The sequence below is a fragment of the Moorena sp. genome, assembly GCF_982860115.1.
The window spans coordinates 703-12,320 of the sequence record NZ_CEYLVT010000223.1; the positions used below are offsets into that span (position 1 = coordinate 703).

The window sequence follows — 11,618 nt, forward strand, 5'->3', positions numbered from 1 at the left end:
TCGCATCACTAATACAAAAGCGATCGCATCACTAATACAAAAGCGATCGCATCACTAATACAAAAGCGATCGCATCACCAATACAGAAGCGATCGCATCACCAAATACAGAAGCGATCGCATCACCAAGTCGGTTGAGCAACTACAGAATTCTAATCAAGAATCGGTGAGCCTCCCCTAAACCCCTGATGAGTGATGTGATTCCCGATTCCCGACTCCCGACTCCCGACTCCCGATTCCCGATTCCCGATTCCCGATTCCCGATTCCCTTAACTAAAAAAATCCCTAGCTGCTTCACAGTCTCTCTGAATCTGGGCTTTGAGCTGCTCTAGGGAGGTAAATTTTTGTTCGGGGCGGATAAATTTCTGGAGGCTTACGGTTAGGGTTTGGCCATATAAGTCTCCGGACCAATCGAATAGATGAACTTCCACGGTTAAACTGGTGCCCTTGACCGTGGGGCGCATACCAATATTCATGACACCAGGATGGGAAGATAAATTGGTGTCTTGGTTAGAGGATTCAGGGGTATGGGAAACTTCGACGCAGTAAACCCCTAGCCTAGGTAAATATTTGTCTGGGGGTAAGTGGAGGTTAGCGGTGGGAAATCCAATAGTTCTACCGAGTTGTTGACCTTTCTCTACTATTCCGATTAGGGTATATGGCCGTCCTAGGAATCGGTTGGCTTTGTCGATATCCCCTTGGGCTAAGGATTGGCGAATGATGGAACTACTGATGCGTTGCTCTTGACGTTTGTACAAGGATACGATGTGGACGGTAATACCGTAGGCGGAAGCGATCGCATCCAAATCCGTTGCGGTGCCAGCACGCTTATGGCCAAAGCAAAAATCCTCTCCGACACTGACTTGCTTTGCCTGGAGTTGCTCAACTAAAATCTTTTCCACGAATTCTTGGGGACTCAGGGAAGCTAGCTCCCGGTTGAAGGGTAATAGGGCTAACTGTTGCACACCCAACGCACTTAACTGTTGGGCTTTCTCGGTTGGTGGTGTCAGCAGCTTCCAGGCTTGACCAGAAAAGAATTCTCGGGGGTGGGGATTGAAAGTGGCTACGGTGGGATAGATTAGTTCTAGATTTGAGCCACTGGTTTCAGAGTTACTAAATTGCTCAAGATTAGATGATGCCAGGGCTTGAGCTTGAGCCGTAACTGGCTTCGGCAAAATGGGAGCAATAACTTGCTGATGCCCCAAATGGACGCCGTCAAAGTTTCCGAGGGCAACAGCGGTTGGTGTTAACGCGGTAGTTAGAGATGATGTAATCCACACGCTTAATATTTTGACATATTTCTCCGCTGCTAGCCAATGGATGAGGGCTAGGCAATAGGCAATAGGCAATAGGCAATAGGCAATAGTTTACTATATAGAGCTTTTCTGCTTGTATCAATGTCAAACACCTTAATGGGTAGTGCTATAACTGCCCGATTAACTCATTTCAATTTAAATTCACCGTCAACCACTTCCACCAGGACAGGTTCACTCTTCTGATGCTCCCCTTGGTCAGTAAACTGCAACGGTAACCCTGAGGTATCATTAGCTGAAAGCTTAATATTGTGGAGTCTGTCGAGAACTTTCTCTCGGTCGGCGTTCTTGACCAAAGCCTTAATAAAGGCTTGAGTAGCATCGAAGCTAGTGGCAGTAGCCCAGCTAACCTCCCCTTTCCATAGTTTCTCAGCTGCTGTAGAAAAGTTTATTGCCTGGGGTGATTCCCTAAACCAGGGGACTGTTATAGTCAACCCTTCCACCGCTTGCCCACCCTGTTGCAATATTTTACTACTGTATAAACTATCCCCACCGAACAACCTCAGCCCTTGCTGATATCGGTTATTGGGGTTAGGGTTCAGGTTAGCGTTGGCTTTAGCAATGTTCACAGCTGTATTAGTGTATAGTACGCTCGAGAATAACATGGCGGCCTTGACTTGATCTTGATAGAGACTGCGTGTGACTTCTTCAGTTATATTCAGATTGGGATTGTTTAATTCAATCTCCCGAACCACCTTACCCCCTAGTTGTTCAAAGTCTCTTTTAAAAAAGTCTTTGAGACTATTGCTATAAACACTGTCAGAATCATAGAAAATTACCACCTTGTCTAAGCCAGCTTGATTTGTGACATGTTTAGCCAGTTTTATTGCAAGTGCTCGATTAGAAGGAACTGTCCTAAAGAACACGTTTTTCTTGACATCACCACTGGTTAAATCACTACTGGTGCTGGTGGAGGAAATCATGGCTAAACCAGCTTGGTCGTATACGGGGAGTGCGGCCTTACTGGCATCACTAGAGTTATGTCCAATTACGCCCAGGATAGAGTTGTCCTTAACCAAAGCCTGAGCTATTTCTTTGGTTTTGTCTGGATCGTTGCCATCATTAACGATCGCAATTTCCAAGAATCGACCATTTAATCCCCCTAAATTATTGAACTGATGTTGAGCCTGGGCTACTCCCCGCAATATTTGTTTTGCCCCGGATTGTGACTGGTCTATGGGCACCACCACAGCGATAGTAAATGGTTCCAAGCCCTGTTGACGAGCCAGGGCATTGTTGTAGTAAATCAGTAATTCTGGATCATTGGGATTTGCCTGCCAAGCTTTATAAAAAACCTGAACCGCTGCGCCATAGTTTTGGTTTTGGAATGCTTTAGTAGCAGGGTCAATATTTTCCTTGTTGTCAATTCTAGGAAATAAGCTGTGCTCACCCCGACTAATAGTAATAGTAATGCATCTAATCCCAAAGACTTTCTGGGCACCAGTTGGACAGGGTGTTGATACTTTATAAAATACGACACCAACCAAGGAAATGATTGCTACTCCTGCTGCTATTGTGAGTAAGCTTAGTAAGGAATTACCTGGAATAAGGTTATCAAGATTACTGCTGGGTCTATCCTCCTTCTCTAAAGAATTTAAATAATTTTCAATGTCCAGTAGTTTTTCTTCTGCCGATAGATTATCTGGAGCAATTTCCAATACTTGCTGAAACTGCTCTCTTGCTGTTGTGTATTCTTGTTGCTCGATTAAATCATTACCATAGTTGATAAGCGATCGCACCAACCCATCTTGGTTCCGGATTTGGTCAACTTTATAGGCTCTTTGGTAATAGGTAACTGCTTTCTCAAACTCTCCCAACTCTAGATAGCCTTCAGCTAGGGCAAAGATAGCACTAAACTGATTAGGATTTAGTTCCACAACCTGTTTATATAGCCCTAGGGCTTTGGAAATTTTACCCTGTTGATACTCGGTAGTTGCTTGTTGATAGATAGGATGAATTTGGTCTTGGGCTAGTTTTTCCAGTTCTAGGATTTCTTGCTGGAGTGGGTAACGTTTAATCAACCAGCGCCGGATAAATTCAAGGGTTACTTTACATTTAGTCTTATCTAAAAAACCTCGTTCTGCTAGTTTGTTTGGTGCTTCCCTTAAGGAATTTGTTTGAATAACGCCGTAGTCTTTGAGAAGACTTAAGGGCTGGTTTGAAGTATTTTTATAACTATTTTTAACGGCATTATCTGCCTCCGCAACGGCAGAGAATACTACTCGTTCTGGGATAGATAATCCGTCTCTGATCCATGCTAACCCAGCACTAGCATTTTCTAGGGCTTGGTCTACACTGTTTTCCACATCTTCTGGGGTGATGTGCCACTCCTGTAGTTCCCTAGCTCTGCTAAAAATAGCAAAGCATAGGACTTGGGTAAAATAGGGATGCCCAGCAGATAGGTGGTAAATGGCTTGGATAGCAGCAGGTTCATAGCTGAGTAGCCCTGCGGCTGGTTTGGTAATTAGCTCCTGGGTAGTTTGTTGATCAAGTAAGCCAATTTCTGTGGTTGGGGCATCCTTGAATATCCCGAGTAAATGCGGTAAATCTTTGGATTCGTGTCCCACACAGAGAATCAGGTATAGATTATCCTGTTGAGCAACTAGGGATTTTAAGTAAGGAAATAAATGCTGGGATATTAGGTTATTATCTGGGGTATTTAAGGTCTCCAATTCATCCAGCAATAAGGCTAAGTTTTGGTTCCCCAAACTTTGATAGACCTGGGGTAAAAACTGGTTAGAAAAGAGGGAGGGGTCGGTGTTTAGGGCGGTAGGGTCAGGTAAGAGGATTTCAGGGGAGTCTAGTTCCAAGCTATCCAGGATTTCTATGGCCAGTTCTTCTAAGACCTCACCGAGAGATTTGTGAATGTATGATTGTAGATCAAAGGGAACAAAGGCAAAGTTATCTAAATCTACGGATGTAGGAATATTACGGAGTAGGGAAGACTTACCAATCCGCCGTTGACCGTACAGTATAATCACTTTGGTTTTCTTCCTGAGTTTATCCTCGATAAATCGGAATAAGCTTTGCCTTCCCCAAAATAATTCCGGGTCATTTTCATCAATGGGACGACCAATGATATAGGGATTCCTAGGAACTGCTGAATTCATTTTTTCAACCCCCTCTTGGTCTTACTCTGACAGTAATTTAAATTTACCGTTAACCACTTCCACCAGGACAGGTTCACTCTTCTCATGCTCCCCTTGGTCAGTAAATTGCAAACCCAACCCGGAGGTATCACTGGGTACAAGATTAATATTGCGCAGTCTGTCGAGAACTAGCTTTCGGTCGGCGTCCTGGAACAAAGCGTGAATAAAGGCTTGAGTAGCATCAAAACTCGTAGCAGTAGACCAGCTAACATAGCCTTGCCATAGTTCGTAAGCTTCTTTAGAAAATTTTTCTGCCTGTGGTGCTTCCCTAAACCAGGGAACTACTATAGTCAACCCTTCAACTGCTTCCCCACCCTGTGTCAAGTTTTTATTTTCATATAAAGTACCTGCACCGAATAACCTTAGCCTTTGCTGATCTAAGTTAGCGTTGGCTTTAGCAATATTAATAGCTGTATTAACCGATTCCACCCTCGGAAATAACATAGCCGCCTTGACTTGATCTTGAGAGAGACTGTTATTGACTTCTTCAGTTATATTCAGGTTGGAATCGTTTAATTCAATATCCCGAACTACCTCACCCCCTAGGTGTTCAAGTTCAAACTGTGTTTCAAACTTTTCTTTTAGATCATTACTATAGATACTTTTAGCATCATAGAAAATTACCACCTTGTCGAACCCAAGTTGAGTTTTGAGATGTTGAGCCAGTTTTCTTGCTGATGCTAGATTAGAAGGAACTGTCCTAAAGAACACGTTGTTCTTTTTATCAAGACTGGTTAAATAATTACTGGAGCTGGTGGAGGAAATCATGGCTAAGCCAGCTTTGTCGTATATGGGCAGTGCCGCCTTACTGGCATCACTAGAGTTATGTCCAATTACCCCCAGGATAGAGTTGTTCTTAACCAAAGCCTGAGCTATTTTTTTAGCTTTGGCTTCTTTGTTGCCATCGTTAGCGATCGCAATTTCCAGGAATCGACCATTTAATCCCCCTGAATCATTGAACTGATGTTGAGCCTGGGCTACCCCTCGCAATATTTCTTTTGCCGTGGGTTCTGACTGGTCTATGGGCACCACCACAGCGATCGTGAATGGATCAAAACCTTGTTGACGAGCGCGGGCATTGTTGTAGTAAATCAGCAATTCTGGATCATTGGGAGTCGCCTCCCAAGCTTCCTTAAACAACTTAGCTGCTTTGGAATAGTTTGTGTTTGTGAATGCTGCAGTAGCACGGTCAATTTTTTCGGTGTTGTCAATTCTAGGAAATAAGCTGTGCTCACCCCGACTAATAGGAGTAGCGATACATCTAATCCCGAAGACTTTCTGGGCACCGGTTGGACAGGGAGTTGATAGGTTATAAAATCCCACACCAACTAAAGTAATTATGGCTACAGTTGCTGCTGCTAGTTTGCCAATGCCTAACCCAGTATGATTTGGATTATTATCAACTGGAGTGATAGGTCGATTACTAAGAGCTTCAATCTGGTCTAGTCTCTGCTGTGCTAATTGATCGTCAGGGTCAATGTCCAACATTTTCTGAAAACACGTCTGGGCTGTTGTGAATTCTTTTTGCTCGATCAACTGATCTCCATACTTTAGTAGCGATCGCAAAAACCCTTCTTGGCTTTGTACTGGCTTAACTTGATAGACTCTTCTATAGAGTTCTACGGCTTTGCTGAAATTTTTGACCTGGAGATACCCTTCAGCTAGAGCCAACAGAGCCCTGAAATGATTGGGATTAAGTTGCAAAACCTGTTCATAGAGCATTAGTGCTGTCTGAATTTCCCCCTGTTGATACCGTGTAGTGGCTAGTTGATAGATCGGATCAGTTTGGTCTTGGTTTAGTGTCTCCAGTGCTAGTATCTCTTGTCGTATTGGGTGATACTGAACCAACCAGTGGCGGACTAATTCCACCTTTACTCTAAATTCTCTTTGATCTAGGAAACCGTAATATTGAAGTCGTTTGGCTGCTTGAGACAGGGACTCGGTCTGGCTCACACCATAGCCCTTTAGGAAGGATAATGGGTGTTCTGGCACCGGCTGGTTTTGGGAGATAGCTATGGCTTGAGCCTCTGCCACCGCTGAAAATACCACGCGCTCTGGGATCGGTAAGCTCTTCCACAACCCCTCCAACCCCCCTTGAGCCATCTCAATTGCCTGGTTGACTATGGGTTCTACATCTGGGGTAGAAATCGTGCAGTTCGGATTCTCCTTAGCCTTCGAGAACAAAGTAGAGCATAGGACTTGGGTAAAATAGGGATGCCCTGCTGATAGGTGGTAAATAGCATTGATGGCATTCTGTTCATAGGTCACCACACCCTCAGCTAGTTTAGTAATTAGACGTTCAGTAATGGTATCATCCAGAAAACCAATTTCTTGGTAGGGTGGACTCCCAAACACCTGGAGTAGATTGGGTAGATCATCAAGATTCCGTCCTACTACCGCAATCGTAAATAATTGATCGTGCTGTTTAATTAGCTTAGCTAAATAGGTAAAAAAATTCGATGGTGCTGACGGGGTATTCTCATCACTTACAACATCAAATTCATCCAGCAATAAAAGCAGATTTTTACCTTTTAATACCTGATCAACCTTGGGTAAAAATTGATTATATAAGATAGCTGGATCAGTTGCTAAATCGTATTCTGAGGGCGGATTCAGATGATCTGGATTTAGATTAAAGTGATCACCCAAGTAGTCACTAATCTCTTCAGCCAAGTCATGGAGAATACGACTCAAGGGTGAGTTAATGTGGCTGTGCAAATCGAAGTTAACAAAGAAAAACTTATCCGTAGCAACTTTGTTGGGAATCTGTGCCAATATCGATGACTTGCCAATCCGTCGTTGACCATGGAATAAGATTACCTTTTCTCTGTTATTCAGGTTGTCTTCAATAAAGTCAAACAGACTCTCTCGTCCGAAAAATTTGTCTGGATCATCGATTATACTCCCGATAATATAAGGATTAGGATGATTACGACAGTTATTAACCATTCGCAAACTATTTCTAATTTGTTTAACGTTTCTCCAAAACACTCAAGGTTGCTGCCATTTGAAGTCAGGAAAATGCAGCTAACACCTTACTCACCCATTCCAGAGCAGTCTTGACTTTGTCTTGATGTTGCGATATCCACTTAATTGCTTCAGTGACTTGATCAGCTTGACTATGGCTGAGTAGATTGAGAAAAACTTTTTGCCTATATTTTAGTAATTGATGATTAGTCTGCCAAAGTTCCTGAATCACCCACCGCTCCATAATGGATGAGGTAAATAATAAGTCTTGATGGCTGATCATCATTCCTGGTTGGTTTTGCTTAGTAATCACCCCTCGTTCTACAAGGTTAGTTAACTCTCGCTGGTGTTGGCTAAAGATTACCTCAATGCCCTTCAAGTCAAAGTGCTTGTTACGATGGAGACGACCGTCTAATTTGAACAAGGCCATCAACATCAATAGAGCTTGTTCAACTTGGCTACACCGTTTCCAAATCGTTTCAAAAATTGGTCGGGTAATACCTTCAAAGTCCCGAGCAAAGGCGTGGGCATTAGGGACTTTGCCAGTTTTTAGCTCTCGATAAAGCAAAGAACCAGCAATCTGGAGCAGAGCGGGATGTCCACCAGCAATCTCTCGGATCAGCCCCCGTAAGGTTGGGGTAATTGGCATACCAGCCATTAAGTGATCAATCTCAGGGTCACTTAATGGCTTCAGGGATTGGAACAGATAATGGTTGTACCAGGGAGAACTATTGGGATTGAGAGCAGGACCAAGTTCATTGAGAGGGCGGAGCGAGGCCACAATCATGGATAAATATTGCCTCTCCCGACAGTGATAGGCAATACTGCGACACTCTGTGAGAAAGGTTTCCATCTCAGCATGACTATAATAGGGCTGGTTTTCCCGCAGTGCGCAATCATAGTCATCTACTAGTAACAGTAAGAATTTGTGGCGTTGTCCAAGCTTACGCAATACTTGGCGCATGCCTCTGGTGGTTGCTTGTCCCTGGTTCAGCAATGTTTCAATCTTTTCCTGAATCTCTGGCTCACTGTCTAATTCTTCTTTGAGCAGATTAAACACTTCTTGCCAAAACCCTGAAGCTGTAAAGGGTTGAATACTCTCGCAACTCAGGAGCACCATCACAGCCTGGGATGGGTCTTGTCCATAGTGTTGCCAAACTTGGGGGGAAGCCAGGAATTCCAGGAAAGAGGTCTTGCCCATGGCTGGTCCGCCCCAAAGGGCTAAGTTACTGCGGCTATAGATTTGATCAAAGGCCGCCTGAATTTCTGATCGTCGTCCCACAAAACGATCTGGGGAAACTGGCTGACCGTAGGTAAAAGGATTTTGCACCATGTTGATGGCTCCCATATTCAATTTTCAATTCAAGTTTTAATTTGGATTAATCAGAGAATTATTTTGGGCTTCGATGCTACCCTATCTTGGTTCACAGTCTTCAAAAATGCACCCATTGATTACCTGATATCGATAAATCTTGAACGTTTTTAGCAAAACTTGTTAACGCTCTAGGTCTCGATTACATTTCTAGGTAAAATTTTGGAATGGTTAGAAAACCACTATAACACTACAGTGATGTATTTACTTAGTTTGTGACACTAATCTTAATGGTTTTGTGACTGGAATCACGGTAACAGTTAGCTCCTATAAGGTAATCATTAATCGATCAGCTGTTTATAAATCAAGGGTTTTGGTGGGTAAGTCCTGTTCTTAAAAGTGTGGGTGATATTATACACAATGAATCGAATTTTGATAGTACTCATAAGGGTACTTGTGTTATGGTGTTTTTCTGATAAGAACAGAGGGATGAGTTGGGTTAGTTTGGGAAGTGTGGGGTTGAACCTCTAGATATCAACGGTGAGTCTCTGGATATCAACGGTGAGCCTCTGAACTGTGAGGGCTTGGTATGCTAGTTATGAGTTGACTATAGTAGTCCCATCCCCTTGCCTGTAAACATGTAAACAACTAACAATCTTCCCGACTCCCGACTCCCGACTCCCGATTCCCGATTCCCGACTCCCGACTCCCGACTCCCTACTCCCTACTCCTGATTCCCTGTTCCCTGTTCCCTTTCTTATATGACCTCTGCTAATTCTCGTGTGCTTCTCTGGCATCGTTGTCTAGGCATTTTCCTGGCTGTGAGTTTTGCGATCGCACTGCCTGGCTGTAGCATCAGCCAATTTGAAACCAAGGCAGCTGACGTTCCCCAAATAGTCCAGAGTATTCTCAGTGACATAAATACCTTTAACTATGCCCTCAACCAAAGTGCTACCAATATTTTTGGTCTTACCTTTCAGGGTTTAATAGACACTGATGGGATCACCGGGGAAATAATCCCCGGTTTAGCGGAATCCTGGCAGATTTCCGACGATAAACTTAAAATCCTATTTACCTTGAGGGAGGGGCTAAAGTGGTCCGATGGTGAGCCTTTAACCACTGATGATGTCGTCTTTAGCTACAATGACATCTACCTCAACCCAGAAATTCCCACTGATTCAAGAGATATCCTCCGGGTTGGCAAGAGTCGAGCCTTACCAAAAGTCAAGAAGATAGACCAGCGTCGGGTGGAATTTTCTGTCCCTGAACCCTTTGCGCCCTTTCTCCGCAATACTGGCTTACCGGTCTTACCCGCTCATGTGCTCAAAGAATCGGTGAAAACCAAAGATTCAGAAGGGAATCCTATGTTTTTGACCATGTGGGGGGTAGATACGGATCCAGAGGATATTATTGTCAACGGTCCTTACAAACTTAAACTCTACCGCACCAGTCAGCGGGTGGTTTACGACCGTAATCCCTACTACTGGAAAAAAGATGAACAGGGAAAGCAGCAACCTTATATAGAGCGGGCGATCTGGGAAATTGTAGAATCAACGGATTCATCCTTCATTCAGTTTCGCTCCGGCGGATTAGATTCTCTGGGTGTATCCCCTGAATACTATTCCCTGCTCAAGCAAGAAGAAAAAAAAGGTAACTTTACCATCCACATCGGTGGTCCTACCCTCAGTTCCAGTTTTATCTCCTTCAATCTCAACACCGGTAGCCGGGATGGACAGCCTTTAATAGATCCGATTAAGTCCCGTTGGTTTAATACCCTCGAATTTAGACAAGCCGTTGCCTATGGCATAGACCGGCAAACCATGCTGAATAATTTGTATCGGGGGTTAGGTGCGCCGCAATATTCTAATATACCCGTGCAAAGCCCCTATTATCTGTCACCAGAAGAAGGGTTACCCGTGTATGACTATAATCCCGAAAAAGCCAAAAAATTACTATTAAAGGCGGGCTTTAACTACAATGACGAAGGCGAGCTCCTCGATAGCCAAGGGAATCGAGTCCGTTTCACCTTAATGACTAATGCTGGGAATAAGCTGCGAGAAGCCATGGGAGCACAGATTAAGCAAGACCTCAGTAAAATTGGCATTCAAGTGGATTTTACTCCAATTGCGTTCAATACCCTAGTAGACAAACTCGGCAATAGTTTAGATTGGGAATGCCATCTCCTTGGTTTTAGTGGCGGTGGCTTTGAACCCAATAATAGTTCTAATATCTGGTCTGTGGATGGGGGATTGCACAGCTTTAATCAAAAACCATTCCCTGGTCAATCCCCCATTCAAGGTCGTAAAGTAGCCGATTGGGAGCAAAAAATAAGTGACCTTTATATCCAAGGCGCTCAAGAATTAGATGAAAACAATCGCAAAAAGATTTATCAAGAAGCCCAACGGATTAATTTAGAAAACTTGCCTTATATTTATCTGATTAATCCTCTCTCCATGACCGCAGTTCGTAACTCCATAGAAGGCATTGAATATTCCGCTCTAGGAGGCGCATTCTGGAATATTGATGAACTGAAAATTTCAGAATGAACAGGGAATCGGGAATCGGGAATCGGGAATCGGGAATCGGGAGTCGGGAGCGGTGCGACCCGTGGCGAATTTAATTCGCCTACGGAAAGCGCACCGAGGGAGTCGGGAAAAGTAGGAAAGAAATACAAGGAGTTTTTGATGTTATGCTAAATCAACATTGGCTTTCATGATCTATTTACATGATCTATTTAGAAATACTATATAAATCGTAGCTCAACCAAAACTATTAACCATTAACCATTAACCATTAAACCTTATAACCTTCAACCTTCTTCAAGATTCCCGATTCCCGATTCCCGATTCCCGATTCCCGATTCCCGATTCCCTACTCC

The 11,618-nt window shown here is 43.6% G+C and carries 7 protein-coding genes; 2 read left to right on the forward strand and 5 right to left on the reverse strand.

Annotation, left to right across the window (positions count from 1 at the left end):
* The first annotated feature begins 187 nt into the window (after positions 1–187).
* Positions 188–331, forward strand: coding sequence for a hypothetical protein (locus tag AC4II3_RS26620; RefSeq protein ID WP_488016631.1), 144 nt, complete (start codon positions 188–190; stop codon positions 329–331).
* Here the strand turns inward: AC4II3_RS26620 and AC4II3_RS26625 are convergent.
* The 5 genes from AC4II3_RS26625 to AC4II3_RS26645 all read right to left on the reverse strand — a co-directional run bounded on the left by AC4II3_RS26625 (position 269) and on the right by AC4II3_RS26645 (position 9,537).
* On the reverse strand, positions 269–1,279 hold the full coding sequence (locus AC4II3_RS26625; protein WP_488016633.1) for a bifunctional riboflavin kinase/FAD synthetase: 1,011 nt from the start codon (positions 1,277–1,279) through the stop codon (positions 269–271). The two genes, AC4II3_RS26620 and AC4II3_RS26625, sit on opposite strands and share 63 nt — an antisense overlap.
* Before the next feature lie 161 nt (positions 1,280–1,440).
* Entirely contained in the window at positions 1,441–4,422 is a 2,982-nt protein-coding gene (locus AC4II3_RS26630; protein WP_488029638.1) for an ABC transporter substrate-binding protein, read from the reverse strand.
* Between the two features lie 21 nt (positions 4,423–4,443).
* Positions 4,444–7,410: an ABC transporter substrate-binding protein gene (locus tag AC4II3_RS26635; protein WP_488016339.1), complete on the reverse strand. Its 2,967-nt coding sequence runs from the start codon at positions 7,408–7,410 to the stop codon at positions 4,444–4,446.
* A 64-nt stretch (positions 7,411–7,474) separates the two neighbouring features.
* Complete coding sequence (locus AC4II3_RS26640) at positions 7,475–8,761, reverse strand: ATP-binding protein (RefSeq protein WP_488016337.1); 1,287 nt, start codon at positions 8,759–8,761, stop codon at positions 7,475–7,477.
* 575 nt (positions 8,762–9,336) lie between these two features.
* Positions 9,337–9,537, reverse strand: a complete 201-nt coding sequence (locus tag AC4II3_RS26645; RefSeq protein ID WP_488029640.1) for a hypothetical protein — start codon at positions 9,535–9,537, stop codon at positions 9,337–9,339.
* On the opposite strand from AC4II3_RS26645, the gene AC4II3_RS26650 reads away from it, so the two are divergent.
* Positions 9,502–11,286 carry an ABC transporter substrate-binding protein gene (locus tag AC4II3_RS26650; protein WP_488017352.1) on the forward strand — a complete coding sequence of 595 codons (1,785 nt, stop codon included), beginning with the start codon at positions 9,502–9,504 and terminating at the stop codon, positions 11,284–11,286. The two genes, AC4II3_RS26645 and AC4II3_RS26650, sit on opposite strands and share 36 nt — an antisense overlap.
* The last annotated feature ends 332 nt before the right edge of the window (positions 11,287–11,618 follow it).